The 16,954-nt window shown below is 65.3% G+C and carries 13 protein-coding genes and 1 pseudogene; 10 read left to right on the forward strand and 4 right to left on the reverse strand.

Features of this window, described 5'->3' with window-relative positions; all coding sequences use genetic code 11:
• The first annotated feature begins 93 nt into the window (after positions 1-93).
• Positions 94-1,269: pseudogene (locus AWJ14_RS01975) on the forward strand (carboxylate-amine ligase).
• 18 nt (positions 1,270-1,287) lie between these two features.
• Here the strand turns inward: AWJ14_RS01975 and AWJ14_RS01980 are convergent.
• Genes AWJ14_RS01980 through AWJ14_RS01990 form a run of 3 tightly spaced genes read right to left on the reverse strand, consistent with a single transcriptional unit; the run spans position 1,288 to position 6,475 of the window.
• The gene (locus tag AWJ14_RS01980) at positions 1,288-4,365 is read right to left on the reverse strand and encodes an efflux RND transporter permease subunit (protein ID WP_066174197.1); all 3,078 of its coding nucleotides are present in this window, start codon (positions 4,363-4,365) and stop codon (positions 1,288-1,290) included.
• Positions 4,362-5,417: an efflux RND transporter periplasmic adaptor subunit gene (locus tag AWJ14_RS01985; protein ID WP_066174199.1), complete on the reverse strand. Its 1,056-nt coding sequence runs from the start codon at positions 5,415-5,417 to the stop codon at positions 4,362-4,364. The genes AWJ14_RS01980 and AWJ14_RS01985 overlap by 4 nt, the downstream gene beginning before the upstream one ends.
• Positions 5,414-6,475 carry an efflux RND transporter periplasmic adaptor subunit gene (locus AWJ14_RS01990; protein WP_139112496.1) on the reverse strand — a complete coding sequence of 354 codons (1,062 nt, stop codon included), beginning with the start codon at positions 6,473-6,475 and terminating at the stop codon, positions 5,414-5,416. The genes AWJ14_RS01985 and AWJ14_RS01990 overlap by 4 nt, the downstream gene beginning before the upstream one ends.
• A gap of 216 nt (positions 6,476-6,691) precedes the next feature.
• On the opposite strand from AWJ14_RS01990, the gene AWJ14_RS01995 reads away from it, so the two are divergent.
• The 8 genes from AWJ14_RS01995 to AWJ14_RS02030 all read left to right on the forward strand — a co-directional run bounded on the left by AWJ14_RS01995 (position 6,692) and on the right by AWJ14_RS02030 (position 14,902).
• Positions 6,692-7,375: an HAD family hydrolase gene (locus AWJ14_RS01995; RefSeq protein ID WP_425349605.1), complete on the forward strand. Its 684-nt coding sequence runs from the start codon at positions 6,692-6,694 to the stop codon at positions 7,373-7,375.
• Complete coding sequence (locus AWJ14_RS02000; protein ID WP_066174207.1) at positions 7,372-8,328, forward strand: sugar-binding transcriptional regulator; 957 nt, start codon at positions 7,372-7,374, stop codon at positions 8,326-8,328. The genes AWJ14_RS01995 and AWJ14_RS02000 overlap by 4 nt, the downstream gene beginning before the upstream one ends.
• 165 nt (positions 8,329-8,493) lie before the next feature.
• Positions 8,494-9,804 carry an ABC transporter substrate-binding protein gene (locus AWJ14_RS02005; RefSeq protein ID WP_066174212.1) on the forward strand — a complete coding sequence of 437 codons (1,311 nt, stop codon included), beginning with the start codon at positions 8,494-8,496 and terminating at the stop codon, positions 9,802-9,804.
• 100 nt (positions 9,805-9,904) lie between these two features.
• Positions 9,905-10,774, forward strand: coding sequence for a carbohydrate ABC transporter permease (locus AWJ14_RS02010; protein ID WP_066174215.1), 870 nt, complete (start codon positions 9,905-9,907; stop codon positions 10,772-10,774).
• Positions 10,775-10,783: 9 nt separating this feature from the next.
• The gene (locus AWJ14_RS02015; RefSeq protein ID WP_066174217.1) at positions 10,784-11,608 is read left to right on the forward strand and encodes a carbohydrate ABC transporter permease; all 825 of its coding nucleotides are present in this window, start codon (positions 10,784-10,786) and stop codon (positions 11,606-11,608) included.
• A 17-nt stretch (positions 11,609-11,625) separates the two neighbouring features.
• Positions 11,626-12,624, forward strand: coding sequence for an ABC transporter ATP-binding protein (locus AWJ14_RS02020; protein ID WP_066174221.1), 999 nt, complete (start codon positions 11,626-11,628; stop codon positions 12,622-12,624).
• On the forward strand, positions 12,624-13,397 hold the full coding sequence (locus AWJ14_RS02025; protein ID WP_066174223.1) for an L-iditol 2-dehydrogenase: 774 nt from the start codon (positions 12,624-12,626) through the stop codon (positions 13,395-13,397). The genes AWJ14_RS02020 and AWJ14_RS02025 overlap by 1 nt, the downstream gene beginning before the upstream one ends.
• Positions 13,397-14,902 (forward strand): mannitol dehydrogenase family protein, encoded by a 1,506-nt coding sequence (locus AWJ14_RS02030; protein WP_066174225.1) that lies wholly within the window; start codon positions 13,397-13,399, stop codon positions 14,900-14,902. Before AWJ14_RS02025 ends, AWJ14_RS02030 begins: the two co-directional genes overlap by 1 nt.
• A 32-nt stretch (positions 14,903-14,934) precedes the next feature.
• Here AWJ14_RS02030 and AWJ14_RS02035 read toward each other — a convergent pair whose 3' ends face one another.
• Complete coding sequence (locus AWJ14_RS02035) at positions 14,935-15,693, reverse strand: DeoR/GlpR family DNA-binding transcription regulator (protein ID WP_066174227.1); 759 nt, start codon at positions 15,691-15,693, stop codon at positions 14,935-14,937.
• Between the two features lie 237 nt (positions 15,694-15,930).
• Between AWJ14_RS02035 and AWJ14_RS02040 the strand changes: the two genes are divergently transcribed.
• Entirely contained in the window at positions 15,931-16,917 is a 987-nt protein-coding gene (locus tag AWJ14_RS02040) for an ABC transporter substrate-binding protein (RefSeq protein ID WP_066174230.1), read from the forward strand.
• Positions 16,918-16,954 lie beyond the last annotated feature (37 nt).

Consider the following 16,954-nt stretch of genomic DNA (forward strand, 5'->3'; position numbering starts at 1 on the left):
GATCCGAAAGTTCCGCCAAGTCCGACAAGGCCGCAACCTGCGGTCGGGAATCTGCATCTTGCGCTACCTGAATTTTCGGGGTCAAATCGCCCCATGAGCCACCGGCAGCCCAGCTTCACCCTTGGCGTCGAGGAGGAGTACCTGCTCGTCGACCGTGACACGCTTGAACTCGCCGCGGCGCCCGAGCGACTGATGGCCGATTGCGTGAAGGAGCTCGAGGACCAGGTCAGTCCGGAATTCCTGCAATGCCAGATCGAGGTCGGCACGCGCGTGTGCAGGACGGTGGCGGAAGCCGGGGCCGATCTCGCCCGGCTGCGCACCGTGATCGCGCGCATCGCCGGCGAGCACGGGCTGGCGCCGCTGGCGGTTTCCTGCCACCCCTTTGCCGACTGGCACACCCAGCATTTCACCGACAAGCAGCGCTACCGGGAGCTCGAACGCGACCTGGGCAGCGTCGCGCGCCGCATGCTGATCTGCGGCATGCATGTGCATGTGGGTCTCGACGACGACGAAACCCGCATCGACCTGATGGCGCAGTTTCCCTATTTCCTGCCGCATCTGCTCGCGCTGTCGACCTCCTCGCCCTACTGGAAAGGCGACGACACGGGTTTGAACTCCTACCGGCTGACCGTGTTCGACAACCTGCCCCGCACCGGGCTGCCGCCGCGCTTCAGTTCCTGGTAGGAGTACCAGCGCTCGGTCCAGGTGATCATCGACACCGGCCTGATCGAGGACAGTTCCAAGATCTGGTGGGACCTGCGCCCCTCGGCCCGGTTCCCGACGCTGGAATCGCGGATCTGCGATGTGTCGCCGCGGCTCGACGACGCGCTTGCGCTGGTGGCGCTCACGCAATCGATCATGCACATGCTCTGGCGGCTCAGCAGCATCAACCAACGTTGGCGCATCTACGACCGGTTCATGGTGGGGGAGAACCGCTGGCGCGCCCAGCGCTACGGCTGCTCCAACGGGCTCATAGACTTTGCCCGCGGCGAGGTCGTCGATTTCTCCATCCTGCTCGAGGAGCTCATCGATCTCGTCAAGCAGGACGCGGACGCGCTTGGCTGCTCGCGCGAATTGTTCGCGACCCGCCGGATCGTGGAATCGGGCACCAGCGCCGATCGGCAACGCTCGATCCATGCCCGCGCGATCGCCGCCGGCGCCAGCGCCAGCGAAGCCCGGAAAGAGGTGGTCCGCGCGCTGATCGCGGAATTCACCGAAGGCCTTCACGCCCACCTGCCGGGCGAGGCGAAACCGGCGCAGCCAGCCTGAAGGCGCCTCCGCCGCGCCTCAAGCCTTGACGGCGTCGCCCTCCGCGTCCGGCGCCTCGTCCACGGGCTTTTCGACCCGGAACACCGCCAGATACAGGGCCGGCGCGAAGAACAGCGTGATCAGCGTGCCGGCGATGATGCCGCCCATCATCGCATAGGCCATCGGGCCCCAGAAGATCTGCCGCGAGATCGGGATCAGCGCGAGGCTCGCCGCCGCGGCCGTCAGCAGGATCGGCCGCGAGCGGGCATCGGAGGCGTGGAACACCGCGTCCCAGGCCGAAAGCCCGCCGGCGCGCAGCACTTCGATCTCGTCGATCAGGATGATCGAGTTGCGGATCAGGATGCCGACCAGCGCCAGAACGCCGAGGATCGCCACGAAGCCGAGCGGGGCGCCCGAGGGAAGCAGCGCGGCCACCACCCCGATCAGCCCGAGCGGCGCCACGCAGACCACGACGAAGGCCAGCCGGAAGCTCTGCACCTGCATCATGATCAGCGTCAGCATGATCAGCAGCATCAGCGGTACCACCGCCACGATCGGCGCCTGGCTGTCGGCGCTTTCGGCCACCGATCCGCCGACCTCGATGCGGTAGCCGTCGGGAAGCCCTGCCGCGAAGGCGTTGACCTGATCGCGAAGCGCGGCAACCACTGTGGCGGGCTGGTCGTGCGTCGCAATCGCGGCCTTGACGGTGATGGTCGGCATGCGGCCGCGCTGGTTGATCACCGGCGGTTCGGTCTCGTAGCTGAAGGTCGCCACCGACCTGAGCGGAATCGTCACCGACCCGGACCCCGACAGCTGCAGCGTTTCGAGCGCCTGCACGGATTGCCGCGAGGCGGCATCGCCGCGCCCGACGATGTCGACGAGATAGGAGCCATCGCGCAGCTGGGTGATGGTGGCGCCGTCATAGATGGCGTTCAGCGCCGCGGCGATGTCGCGCTGGGTGACGCCGAGCTGGCGCGCCTTGTCCTGGAGCAGGTTGACCCGGACCACGCGCGCAGGCTCGTTCCAGTCCATGATGATGCCTTCGAGCCGCGTGTCGGAGGCGACGAGGGCGGTCAGCGCCCGCGCGTGATCGCGCAACTGCTCGATGTCGGGACCGGAAATCCGGTACTGAACCGGCCGTCCCACGGGCGGGCCGATTTCGAGCAGCTTGATGAACACGTCGACACCCGGAAACTCGGTGGCGGCGGCTTCGGTGAGGTCAGCCCTGAGCGCGTCCCGCGCTTCCACCGAAGGGGTCTGGATGACGATCTGGCCGATATTGGGCGCCGGCGTTTCCACGTCATAGGCAAGCAGGAACCGCGGCGCGCCACGCCCGATATAGGAGGCAAAGTGCAGCACCCGGTCGTCGCCATCCAGGCGCTTTTCCATCCGCGCCATCTCGGCCGCGGTATCGGAAATCGTCGAGGTCTGCGCGAGCGTGAAATCGAGGATCAGTTCCGGCCGGTCGGAACTCGGGAAGAACTGCTGCTCGACAAAACGCATCCCGAACACGGACACCGCAAACAGCGAAAGCGTGAGCCCGATGGTGATCCAGCGGTGCCCCATCGCGGCATCGAGCAGCGAGCGGAAGATCCGCCGCACGCGCCCGGGCTTGTCTGCGTGGTGCTGCATGGTCTTGGGCAGAAGGGTGACGCCCAGAAGCGGGGCGAACAGCACCGCGACGATCCAGGAAATGAGCAGCGACACCGCGATGACGACGAACAGCGAGAAGGTGAATTCGCCGGCCGCCGAACTGTTCAGGCCGATCGGAATGAAGCCCGCCACCGTCACAAGGGTACCGGTGAGCATCGGGAACGCGATCGAGGTCCAGGCATAGGAGGCGGATTTGGTGAGGGAATCCCCCTTTTCGAGCCGCGAGATCATGGTCTCGATCGCGATCATCGCGTCGTCGACGAGCAGCCCAAGTGCGATGATGAGCGCGCCGAGCGAAATCCGCTGCAGCGTGAAGCCGGAGTAATCCAGGATCACGAAGGTGATGGCGAGAACCAGCGGAATGGTAAGCGCCACCACCAGCCCGGCCCTAAGCCCGAGCGAGATGAAGCTGACCGCGAGCACGATCAGCACCGCTTCGAGCAGCGCGCGCAGGAAATGCCCGACGGCGTCGTCCACCACTGCGGGCTGGTCGGCGACCTGGTGGATCTCGAGGCCGATCGGCAGCTTGGCCTGGGCCTCGGCCATCACCGTCTCCAGCTCGGTGCCGAAATCAACGATGTTGGATCCCTGGCGCATGCCGACCGCAAGACCGACGGCCTCCTGGCCGTTGTAGCGGAACAGCGCGGCGGGGGGATCTTCATAGCCCTTGCGGACTTTGGCCACGTCGGTGAGGCGGAAGAACCGGTCGCCCACCCTCAGATTGATGTTTTCGAGGCTCTCGGAGCCCGAAAACTGGCCGCCGATCCGCACCATCACCCGCTCCGGGCCGGTATCGATGCCCCCGGAAGGCACGATCGCGTTCTGCGCCGACAGCGTCGCCTGCACTGCCTGCTGGTTGAGGCCAAGGGCGGCAAGCCGCTCGGTCGAGAATTCGAGATAGAGCACTTCGTCACGGGTTCCGAACAGCTCGACCTTGCCCGCATCCGGCAGCGCCTGGACCGAGCGGCGCACCGTCTCGGCATAGTCGCGCACCTCGCGCGGGGAAAACCCGTCGGAAGTGAACGCATAGAGATTGCCGAAGACGTCGCCGAAACTGTCGTTGAACTGGAAGCCCGAGAATTCCGAGGGAAAATCGCCGCGGATGTCATTCATCATGTTGCGCACCCGCTGCCAGATCAACGGCAGGTTGCGCGCCTTGGTCGAGGGCAGCAGATTGACATAGACGATGCTCTCCCCCGGACGCGTGACGGATTTGGTGTAGTCCAGCTCGTCGAGATCCTCGAGTTTCTTCTCGATCCGGTCGGTGACCTGCTCCAGCGTTTCGCGCGTATCCGCGCCCGGCAACGCGGCCGAGATGATCATGGTCTTGATCGCGAAATTCGGGTCTTCCTCGCGGCCGACCGAGAAATAGGACAGGGCCCCCGCCGTCAGCGAGACGATCATCAGGAACCAGACCAGCGACCGGTGCTTGAGTGCCCAGTCGGAGAGATTGAAAGTCTTCATGGCGTCACCCGCGGGCCCACGGCCTGCCCTTCCGTGAGCGAATGAACGCCCTTGATTACCACCTCGTCGCCATCGGACAGGCCGCTTTCGATCACCACCAGCTCCTGCGCGGCTCCGCCGACCCTGACCGGCGTCAGCGACACCGTGTTCGTGCTGCGGTCGACTGTCCAGACCGCGGGCGGCTCGAGCAGGGCCGATCTCGGCAACACCATGCCGGACGCGCCGTCGACAGCCGGGCGGACATGGGCGAGCGCGCCGAGCCGGAATCCGTCCGGCGGCTGATCCATGCGCAAATGCAGGCGGAAGGTGCGGGTGGCCTGCTCCGCCACAGGGTCGATGCGGATCAGCACGGCCGCCGTTTCGATATCGGGGCGGGCAAGCAGGCTCGCGGTGAAACGGTCGCCGGTCTCGCGCAGGCCGGCTTCCGCCTCGGACACATCGATGACGATCTCGCGTTCTCCGACACCCGACAGCTTGAGAACCGCCTGGCCGGCCGACAGCGTGGCGCCCGGCTCGGCATAGACGTCGGTCACCACCCCGTCATAGGGCGCGGTGAGCGTCGCCAGATCCAGATTGTCGGCGGCCCGCGCCCGCGAGGCCTGGGCCTGGTCGAGCTGCGCCTGCGCCGAAACCAGCGCGCGTTCCGCATCCTCGAGCCTGGTGGCGCTGCCGACGCCGCGATCGGCAAGGGTCTTGGCACGATCGCGGGCGTCGGTCGCCGAGCGCAACTGCGCCTCGGCCACCGTTACGCCGGCATCGGCGGCGCGCAGGTCCGCATTGAGGTCCTGGGTGTCGAGACGTGCCAGGACATCGCCCTTCGCCACCACCTCGCCGACCTTCACCGGTCGGGCGGCGATGGTTCCGATCATCGGAAAGCCGAGCGCGGTTTCGGTGCGGGCGACGACGGTGCCGGTATAGCTCAGCGCCATGTCGCTGTGGGGGCCGACCAGCACGGATACGACCGGGCGCAGCGCGGGCGCGGCGTCCCCATCCTGTCCTGCGGCGGCGGTCATGGTCAGGGCAAGGCCCACGAAAACGGCGAGAGCCCTCATTGTCCTGCCTCCACGCGCTGCACGACCCGTCCGGGATAGAGCAACTGCACGCCGGTGGTGACCACCAGGTCGCCCTCGGCGATGCCGCCATCAAGCAGGATCTGCTCGGTGGTGTAGCGCTCGATCTCGACCTCCTGAAGCGTGACCTTCATGGTCTCCGGATCGACGCGCCAGACGGCAGGGCCCTTTGCCGAGGCACTGATGGCGCTGTAGGGAAGGCTGATCCTGTCGGCCGCGGGCAGCGACACCGAGCCGCGAACGGGTTCGCCGAAATTCAGCCCCTCGGGCGGATTGAGAACATGCACGGTCACCTCGACTGTGCCGGTTTCCGCGTTGATCAGGGGCGAGAGTTCCGTCACCTTCCCCTCGAAGGTGCTTTGCGGCCTGTCCAGACGGGAAAGCGAGATCGGCAGATCCCCCGGAGCCTCGATCAGCATGGCTTCCGGCACCTCGAAAACGGCCTCATATCCCTTGTCGAGCGCGAGTTCGACTGCGGTTTGGGCTGCCCCGATGATCTGCCCGGGCTCAACCAGCCGTCCCGTCACGGTCGAGGCGGAAGGCGCGCGCAACACGGTATCGGCAAGCGCTTTCCTGGCGCGGTCGCGATCGGCCTCCGCCTGTTCGAGCGCCCCTTCGGCGCTGCGCAGCGCATCCTCCGCGGCATCGCGCACGGCGCGTGTGGTCGCCCCGCTCTTCAGCAACGCCTCGGCGCGCTCGAGATCTTCCACCGCCTGGACATGGTCGGCGCGCGCGGTGGTCAGTCCGGCCTCGGCGGTCCTGAGCGCCAGTTCCTGCTGGATCGAATCGAGCCGGGCCAGCGGCGCATCGGCCTCGACCTTCTGCCCGGCCTCCACCAGCACCTCGGTCACGCGCCCGCCGACGGGAAAGGCGGCAAGCACGGTTTCCTTCGGCCGGATCTCACCGGTCAGGGCATAGGATTGCTCCCCGGTGCTTTTCGCCGCGACCACGATGTCGACGATCAGCGGCTGCTCCGCATGCGCGGCGCTCGCCGTCATGGCCGACAGAAGCATTGACAAGAGGATGAGTGAAGCTCTCAAGGTGACATCCTGACCCGGTTCGACACGTAACCATTGCTACTACCTCGCTTCCTAAAGAAAAAGGTTAAATGTCCCGTAGCGGCGATGCCGACACGTCGTGGCAGGGCTTTCGCTTCCCTTGAGGGACGGCCGTGGCGGCGCGGGGCGGGGCATGCTATCGCTCGCGATGAACCGGAAAGGGACAAGACGCTGACACCCCCAACCCCAGAGCTGATCATCTTCGATTGCGATGGCGTGCTGATCGACAGCGAGGTCATCAGCGCGCGGGTGCTGATCGATGCGCTCGTAAGCGTCGGCGTGCATGTCGACACCGCCCATGTGCAAACCCATTTCCTCGGGCGGAGCTGGGCCAAGGTGGCAGCCGAGATCCGCCACTCCCACGGCTATCTGCCGGGAACGGATTTCGAGGAGAAGTACCGCAGCGAGCTGCTCGCCCGGTTCGAGCGCGAACTGAGCCCGACGCCGGGAATCAAGGCGCTGCTGCCGCGGCTTGCGGTCAAAAGCTGCGTCGCCACCTCCAGTTCCCCCAAGCGCGCGACACGGTCGCTGGAACTGAGCGGGCTCGACCGTTTCTTCGGCGCGCGCGTGTTCACCGCCTCCGAGGTCGAAAGGGGCAAGCCGGCGCCGGACCTGTTCCTGCACGCGGCGCGGAAAATGCAGGTCGACCCCGCAGCCTGCCTCGTCATCGAGGACTCCCTGCCCGGCATCGACGCCGCGTTCAATGCCGGCATGCAGGTCCTGCGGTTCACCGGCGGAAGCCACCTCAGCGGCATGAGCGACGAAGCGCTCACTCTCGGCGGCCGGGTCAAGTGCTTTGACAAATGGGATCATTTCTTTGCAATGATGCCCGATCTGGAGACCTCGGCCGAGCGCCGGTCGGATGAACGGATGGAAAAATGAGCAGTGCGGGCGATCAGGAAACCAGCCGTCTCGATGATGCGGCGCGCGCCGGCTGGCTCTATTACGTCGCCGGCAACACCCAGGACGAGATCGCCCGCAAGCTCGGTGTCTCGCGCCAGTCGGCCCAGCGGCTCGTCTCGCTGGCGGTCAGCGAAAAGCTCGTCAAGGTTTGGCTCGATCATCCCATCGCCCGCTGCATGGAACTGTCCCGGGATCTGGCCGACCGGTTCGGCCTCGCCTCCTGCCAGGTGGCGCCGAGCGATCCCGACGCCCCGGCGGCACTGACCGGGGTCGCACAGCTGGCGGCCGGCGATATCGAACGCATGCTCAAGTCCGACCACCCGAAGATCATTGCGCTCGGCACCGGACGTGCCCTGCGCGCCAGCGTCGAGCAGCTTCCGAAAATGGACTGCCCGCAGCACCGCATCGTCTCGCTGCTCGGCAACATGATGTCGGACGGCGCGGCCACGCCCTACAACGTCGTCATCCGCATGGCCGACCGGGTCAATGCACGTCATTACCCGATGCCGCTGCCGGTGTTCGCGCGATCGATGGAGGAAAAGCTGCTGCTGCAGCAGCAGGAGGCCGTGCACAACATTCTCGAACTCGCCCGCCAGGCCGACGTCACCTATGTCGGCATCGGCAATATCGGCGACACCGCACCGCTGCTCGTCGACGGTTTCGTCAGCCGCGAGGAGACCCGCGCGCTGATCAAGGCCGGCGCCGTGGGCGAGATCACCTCCTGGGTGTTCGACCGCTCGGGCCGGCTTATCGACGGCCTGACCAATGACAGGGTCGCGAGCGCGAACCTTGAGGTTTCACCGGCCAAACCGGTGATCGCGATCGCCGTGGGGATGCTCAAGGTCGATGCCATTCTTGCCGCCATGCGCGGCAGGCTGATCAACGGCCTGATCACCGACGAGGCCACTGCGGAGCATCTGCTCACGCACTGAGCAAATCGGCAACGACGTAAATCACTGTTATTTATAGCTTATTATTGGTGCCGGCTCTCCAATGAGCAGGTGCAGCATCGATTCTGCATTGACTCGGTGCCGACTCTGACTGAATATTTGCCCGTCTAATTGGCATTTGCCCAATAGGGGCACTGGGAGGAATTCATGAAGAGATTTGCACACGCACTTCTGTGCGCGTCGGCATTGTCGATGCTCGGCACGGCGGCCCTGGCCGAAACCCTGACGATCGCCACCGTCAACAACGGCGACATGATCAGGATGCAGGGCCTGACCGACGATTTCACGGCCAAGCACCCCGACATCGAGTTGAACTGGGTGACGCTTGAGGAGAACATCCTGCGCGAGCGCGTGACGACGGACATCGCCACCCAGGGCGGCCAGTACGACGTGATGACCATCGGCACCTATGAAGTGCCGATCTGGGCCAAGCAGGGTTGGCTGCTGCCGCTCGACGGCCTCGGCGACGACTATGACGTCGACGACATCATCCCGGCCATCGCCGGCGGCCTGTCCTACGAGGGCAAGCTCTATGCCGCACCCTTCTACGGCGAAAGCTCGTTCGTGATGTACCGCACCGACCTGATGGAAAAGGCGGGGCTGACCATGCCCGACGCCCCGACCTGGGACTTCATCGCCGATGCGGCGCGCAAGATGACGGACCGCGAAAACGGCATCAACGGCATCTGCCTGCGCGGCAAGGCCGGCTGGGGCGAGAACATGGCATTCCTGACGGCACTGTCGAACGCCTTCGGCGCCCGCTGGTTCGACATGGACTGGAAGCCGCAGTTCGACCAGCCCGCCTGGAAGAACACGCTGCAATCCTATGTCGACCTGATGAACGAGGCCGGCCCCACCGGCGCCTCCTCGAACGGCTTCAACGAGAACCTGGCGCTGTTCCAGCAGGGCAAGTGCGGCATGTGGATCGACGCCACGGTTGCGGCGTCCTTCGTCTCCAATCCCGCCGATTCCACAGTCGCCGACAAGGTGGGCTATGCGCTCGCACCCGACACCGGCCTCGGCAAACGCGGCAACTGGCTCTGGGCCTGGTCGCTGGCGGTCCCCGCCGGCACCAAGAAGGCCGAGGCGGCGCAGACTTTCGTTTCCTGGGCAACCTCCAAGGCCTATCTGGAACTGGTCGCCTCCAAGGAAGGCTGGGCCAACGTGCCGCCCGGCACCCGCACCTCGCTCTACGAGAATCCGGAATACGCCAAGGTGCCGTTCGCCAAGATGACGCTGGACTCGATCAACGCGGCGGACCCGAACAAGCCGACCGTCGATGAGGTGCCTTACGTCGGCGTGCAGTTCGTGGCCATTCCCGAGTTCCAGGGACTTGGCACCACGGTCGGCCAGCTGTTCTCCGCAGCGCTCGCAGGCCAGATGTCGGTTGACGACGCCCTGGCCCAGGCCCAGTCGGTGGCAACGCGCGAGATGACGCGCGCCGGCTACATCAAGTAGCAGCACCCCTCCCGGGGCACCTGGCCGCCCGCCTGATGACGGGCGGCCCATTTCCCCCACGCATCCTGGCCCGAAGGCCGAAACGGCAGGGAGACACGTCATGGCCACCCGTCAAACCCAAAGCCTTGCCACCCTGATGCGGGCGCCGGCGATTATCCTGCTGCTGATCTGGATGGTCGTGCCGCTGGGGATGACGCTCTACTTCTCCTTCCTGAACTACAACCTGTTGAACCCGGCCAACACGAGCTGGGCCGGGTGGTTCAACTACCGCTATTTCTACACCGATCCCGCCTTTTTCGAATCGATCTGGAACACGCTGGTCCTGGTGCTCGGCGTTCTGCTGATCACGGTCGTGGGCGGCATCGCCATCGCGCTGCTGATCGACCAGCCGATGTTCGGCCAGGGCATGGTGCGCATCCTGGTGATCTCACCCTTCTTCGTCATGCCGCCGGTCGCGGCACTGGTGTGGAAGAACATGATCATGAGCCCGAGTTACGGCGTGTTCGCGGACATCGCCCATTTCCTCGGCGTCGCCCCGGTCGACTGGTTCGCACAATATCCGCTGTTCTCGATCATCGTCATCGTCGCCTGGCAATGGCTGCCCTTCGCCACCCTGATCCTGCTCACCTCGCTGCAGTCGCTCGACGGCGAGCAGAAGGAGGCCGCCGAAATGGACGGCGCCGGCGTCGTCAGCCGCTTCATCTACCTCACCCTGCCGCACATGGCCCGCGCCATCACCGTGGTGATCCTGATCCAGACGATCTTCCTCTTGGGCGTCTATGCCGAGATCCTGGTCACCACCAATGGCGGTCCCGGTTATTCGTCCACCAACCTGGTGTTCCTGATCTACCGCGCGGCCCGGCTCAATTTCGACATCGGCGGGGGCGCCGCCGGCGGCATCATCGCCGTGGTGCTGGCCAACATCGTCGCCATCTTCCTGATGCGCGCCGTCGGCAAGAACCTGGATTAGGAGGCCACCATGGCGCGCGCAGTCACCACCCGCACGAAAGCCATCAACACCGCGGTCGCCTGGACCGTGGCGCTGGTGATCTTCTTCCCGATCCTCTACACGCTCATCACAAGCCTCAAGACCGAGGCCGAGGCGATCGCCGGCTTCGACCTGATCCCCTCCTTCACCTTCGAAAGCTATGTCGCGGTCCAGACCCAGAACGACTATTTCAAGCCGTTCATGAATTCGGTGATCCTGGCGCTTGGCTCGACCCTCCTCGCGCTGATCGTCGCCATTCCCGCCGCCTGGGCGATGGCCTTCTCCCCGACCAAGCGCACCAAGGACATCCTGATGTGGATGCTCTCGACCAAGATGATGCCGGCCGTCGCGGTGCTGGTGCCGATCTATCTCATCTTCCTGCGCACCGGGCTGATGGACACGCGCATCGGTCTGACCGTGATGCTGATGCTGATCAACCTGCCGATCGTCATCTGGATGCTCTACACCTATTTCCGTGAGATCCCGGGCGAGATCCTCGAGGCCGCGCGTATGGACGGCGCGTCGCTGTGGAACGAGATCCTCTACATCCTGACCCCGATGGCGGTGCCCGGCATCGCCTCGACGATGCTGTTGAACATCATCCTCGCCTGGAACGAATCCTTCTGGACCATCCAGCTCACCACCACCAACGCGGCCCCGCTCACCGCCTTCATCGCCTCGTTTTCGAGCCCGCAGGGCCTGTTCTGGGCGAAGCTCTCGGCCGCTTCGACGCTCGCCATCGCGCCGATCCTTATCATGGGCTGGTTCAGCCAGAAGCAACTTGTCCGCGGCCTCACCTTCGGCGCCGTGAAGTAACCCCGGAGAAGACCATCATGGGCAACATCACACTTCGGAACGTCAGGAAGGCCTTCGGCAATGTGGTCATCATTCCCGACATCAATCTCGACATCGAGGACGGCGAATTCGTGGTCTTTGTCGGCCCCTCGGGCTGCGGCAAGTCCACGCTGCTTCGCCTGATCGCGGGCCTTGAGGACACCACCTCCGGCACGATCTCGATCGACGGGCGCGACGTGACCGGCGAGGCGCCGGCCAAGCGCAAGCTCGCGATGGTGTTCCAGTCCTATGCGCTTTATCCGCACATGACGGTCGCCAAGAACATCGCCTTTCCGCTGAAGATGGCCGGCGAGGACAAGGCCACAATCGAGCGCAAGGTGGCGGACGCCGCGCGCGTCCTCAACCTCACCGACTATCTCGAACGCCGCCCCGGCCAGCTCTCCGGCGGCCAGCGCCAGCGCGTCGCCATCGGCCGCGCCATCGTGCGCCAGCCCTCGGCCTTCCTGTTCGACGAACCGCTCTCCAATCTCGACGCCGCGCTCCGCGGCACCATGCGGCTCGAAATCAGCGAACTGCATTTCCAGCTCAAGACCACGATGATCTACGTGACCCACGACCAGATCGAGGCCATGACCATGGCCGACAAGATCGTGGTGCTGAACGCCGGCAATATCGAGCAGGTCGGCTCGCCGATGGAGCTCTACAACGCACCGCGCAACCTGTTCGTCGCGGGCTTCATCGGTTCGCCGAAGATGAACCTGATCGACGGCCCGCCAGCGGAAAAATTCGGCGCCCACACCGTCGGCTTTCGCCCCGAGCACATCGCGATTTCCACCACCGAAGGCACCTGGAAGGGCACCGTCGGCGTGGCCGAACACCTGGGCTCCGACACCTTCCTGCATGTCCACACCGACGATCTCGGCACGGTCAATGTCCGCGCCAGCGGCGAGATGAAGATCAACCACGGCGACACGGTCTGGCTCACGCCGGACCCGGCCCGGATCTACCGTTTCGACGCAGCGGGGCTGGCAATCTGATGGCACGGCTTTCGGGCAAGACCGCACTGATCACCGGCGCCGCACGCGGCATCGGCGCAATCTTCGCCGAGCGTTACGTGGCCGAAGGCGCCACCGTCGCCATCGCCGATCTCGATCTCGATCGGGCAGAGGCCACCGCCGCCCGGCTCGGACCGCAGGCCTTTGCGGTGCGTCTCGACGTCACCGACCAAAGCTCGATCGACAGGGCCGTCGAAACCGTGACCGCGCGCTGCGGCGGCATCGACATCCTGATCAACAACGCGGCCCTGTTCGATCTGGCGCCAATCGTGGAGATCACCCGGGCAAGCTACGACCGGCTGTTCGCGGTCAATGTGGCGGGCAGCCTGTTCACGCTTCAGGCGGTGGCGAAAGCCATGATCGCCCGCGGCAAGGGCGGCAAGATCATCAACATGGCAAGCCAGGCGGGCCGGCGCGGGGAAGCTCTGGTGGGGGTCTATTGCGCCACCAAGGCCGCCATCGTCAGCCTCACCCAGTCCGCGGGCCTCGACCTGATCCGCCACGGCATCAACGTCAACGCGATCGCGCCCGGCGTGGTCGAGGGCGAGCACTGGGACCATGTCGACGCGCTGTTCGCGCGCCACGAAGGTCTCGCACCCGGCGAGAAGAAGCGCCGCGTGGGCGAAGCCGTCCCCTATGGCCGCATGGGCAAAGCCGAAGATCTGACCGGAATGGCCGTGTTCCTCGCCACGTCCGACGCCGATTACATCGTCGCCCAGACATACAATGTCGACGGCGGGAACTGGATGAACTGATGCGCGATACCCTGCCCCCCGACCAGCCGAACCACCCTGTCACCGCCGTGCGCGCCGACACCCTCTCAAGCCTGCCGGCCGGCGTCGGCGCCCCGACCTATGACCGGACGCGCCTGACGCCCGGCATCCTGCATGTCGGCGTGGGCAATTTCCACCGCGCCCATCAGGCAAGCTACTTTCACCGCCTGTTCGAGCTTGGCGAGGATCATGACTGGGCCATCATCGGCGCGGGCATCATGCCTTTCGACAGGATCATGCGCGACAAGCTCGCGCCCCAGGACTGGCTGACCACGGTGGTGGAGCTCGACCCCGAAGGCTACCGGGCAAACGTGATCGGCTCGATGATCGGCTTTGTCGACACCGACCCCGCGGCCCTCTGCGCGGCGATGCAGGATCCGGCCATCCGCATCGTCTCATTGACCGTCACCGAAGGCGGCTATTTCCTCAGTGCCGAAACCGGCGGGTTCGACCCGACCCACCCGGCGATTGTCGCGGATGCGGCCCAGGGCGCGGAGCCCAAAACGGTGTTCGGCATCGTCATCGCAGCCCTCAAGGCCCGTCGCGACAACGGCGTTGCCCCCTTCACCGTCATGTCCTGCGACAACCTGCCGGAAAACGGCCATGTGGCGCGCGCCACCGTGCTGGGCCTGGCGCGGCTGGTCGATTCCGGACTGGCCGACTGGATCTCGGCCAATGTCGCCTTCCCGAATTCCATGGTCGACTGCATCACCCCCGCGACCGGGCCGCGCGAGATCGACCTGGTGCGGCGCGAATTCGGCATCGAGGATGCAGCCCCGGTGGTCTGCGAACCTTTCCGGCAATGGGTGATGGAGGACACTTTTCCGCAAGGGCGCCCGGCGCTCGAAAAGGTCGGCGTCGAATTCGTGGCCGACGTCGCCCCTTATGAGCTGATGAAGCTGCGGCTGCTCAATGGCGGCCATGCGGCGATTGCCTATGCCTCCGGGCTGATGGGGCACCACTTCGTCCATGACGCCATGGCCGATCCGCTGGTCGCGGGCTTCCTCGACAAGCTCACGCATGAAGAGATCCTGCCCACGGTGCCCGAGATCGAGGGCGTGAGCCTCACCGATTACATCAGGGTGGTCGCGAAGCGCTTTGCCAACCTGGCGCTCGGCGACACCATTCCGCGGCTGTGCCTCGACGGCTCCAACCGCCAGCCGAAATTCATCCTGCCGACGATCACGGCACGGCTCGAAGCAGGTCAGCCGATCCCGGGGCTCGCGCTGGAAGTGGCGCTTTGGGCGCATTATTGCGCCGGCAAGCGCGACGACGGCTCGACAATCGAGATTGACGACCCCAATGCCGCGCGGCTCAACGAACGCGCGCTGGCGGCCCGGACCGATCCGGCCGAGTTTCTCGCCATGCCCGACATCTTCGGCGCGCTCGCGCACAATTCCGATTTCGTGGAAAAATTCTCCGAGGCCCTGCGGCGGCTGCAGACGACGTCCACCCGCGCGGTTCTGGAGGCATATCTGGCCGGCTGAAACTCCGGCCCTGCAGTGTTCGGCCGGCGACCCTAGCCGGCCACGACCAGCCGTGTGCCGTGCGCGGCGAGCACCGCCGACAACTCGTCCTCGACGGCGGCATCCGTGACCAGGTGGCCGATCGCATCGAAGCCCGCCACCGAGACCAGGCCGCGGCGGCCGAACTTGGTGTGGTCGGTGACCACGTAGCTGCGTTCGCCGCGCGAAATCATCATCCGGGCGAACTCCGCTTCCTCGAGATCGAAATCCATCACGCCCGCTGCCGCATCGATCGCGCCGGCGGAAATGATCGCATGCGTGACGGAAAACTTCGAAATGAACTCGATTGCCGAGACCCCGAAAGCCGCGCCGGAATCGCTGCGGAGTTCGCCGCCGGCCATGTAGACCTTGTTGCCGTTCACGGTCGCGAGCGTGCGGGCGATGTCGGACGAATTCGTGACCACGGTCAGCCGGCGATGGCCGAGCAGTTCGCGCGCGACGAAACTCGTGGTGGTGCCGGTGTCGAGCATCACCGAATCCCCGTCCTGGATCAGACCCGCCATTTCGCGGGCGATCCGACGCTTGGCCTCGGCATTCTCGCGCATCCGCCGCTGGAACGGGGCCTCGCCGACCTGGCCCGCAAGGCCGACCGCGCCATGGATCTTCAAAACCGAGCCGCTGTCGGTGAGCGGCCGCACGTCGCGGCGCACGGTTTCGAGCGACACCCCGAGCCGCGCCGCGAGGTCGGCGATGGTAACGGTGCCCTCGTCGGCGAGAATTCGCATGATTTCGGCATGACGCTTCGAAAGCATCGGCGGACACCTTTGTTGCTGCCTGTTTTCTAGGCGAGTAACGCCCGAATATCAATCAAAACAAACCTAACCGGGCATCAAAACGAAAAATAACCACAGAATTGATTGACAAGGATCAGGTCGTGGTGTGGGATTGCCGCGCTAACAAAACCGCGCACAAGGGTGTCGCAGCGGGTGTCTTGTCACCGCGTTGGAACGCCGGAAAGCGGATCAAACAGGGTGAACAGGAGGCTCGACATGCATTCAGCCAATCTCATTTCCGGCCGCACTTTCAGACAATTGACCGCAGCGCTCGTTCTTACGGGCGCTTCGTGCCTCGGTCTGTCTGCCCAGGCGGGCGCGCAGGACTCCACCGATCCGATCAAGCTCACGCTCCACGACTGGACCGGCCAGCTGATCACCACCGAAATCATGGGCGAAGTGCTCAAGAAGGCGGGCTATTCGGTCGAATATGTGCAGGCCGATTATCTCGCGCAGTTCGCGGGCCTCGAGACCGGCGACCTGCATGTCGCCATGGAAATGTGGGAAACCACCGGCCGCGAGGCCATGGACGCCGCCACCGCCACCGGCAAGGTCGAAAATTTTGGCCCCACCGGCATGAAGGCCAAGGAAGAGTGGTGGTACCCCTCCTACATGGCCGAGAAATGCCCGGGCCTGCCGAACTGGGAAGCCCTGAAGGACGAGGCCTGCGCCGAGGCCTTCTCGACTGCGGAAACCGCACCCAAGGGTCGCTATCTCGGCGGACCGGTCACTTGGGGCGGCTTCGACGACGAGCGCGTGGAAGCGCTCGACCTGCCGTTCGAAGTCATCCACGCCGGCACCGACGCCGCGCTGTTTGCCGAGCTCGAAAGCGCCTACCAGCGCCAGGCCCCGATCATGCTCTGGATCTATGCCCCGCACTGGGCGCCGGCCAAGTACAAGGGCGAATGGGTGGAGTTCCCCGAATATTCGCCCGAGTGCTACAATGACCCCTCCGTCGGCATCAACCCGGATGCCGCCTATGACTGCGGCAAGCCGTTCGGCGAAATCTGGAAGGTCGGCTGGGCCGGCGTGAAGGACAAGTGGCCGGGCGCCTATGAGGCGATCAAGGCCTTCACCATCGACAATGACGAGATGGGCAAGATGATCACCGAGGTCGATCTCGACGGCAAGACCGTCTCCGACGTCGTCGGCGAATGGATGACCGCCAACGAAGACCGCTGGTCGGGCTGGATCAAGAAATAATCCCGCACCCGGACCCGGGCGGGGCCGCCCCGCCCGG

The organism is Parahoeflea olei (assembly GCF_001703635.1).
Taxonomy (GTDB): Bacteria; Pseudomonadota; Alphaproteobacteria; order Rhizobiales; family Rhizobiaceae; genus Hoeflea; species Hoeflea olei.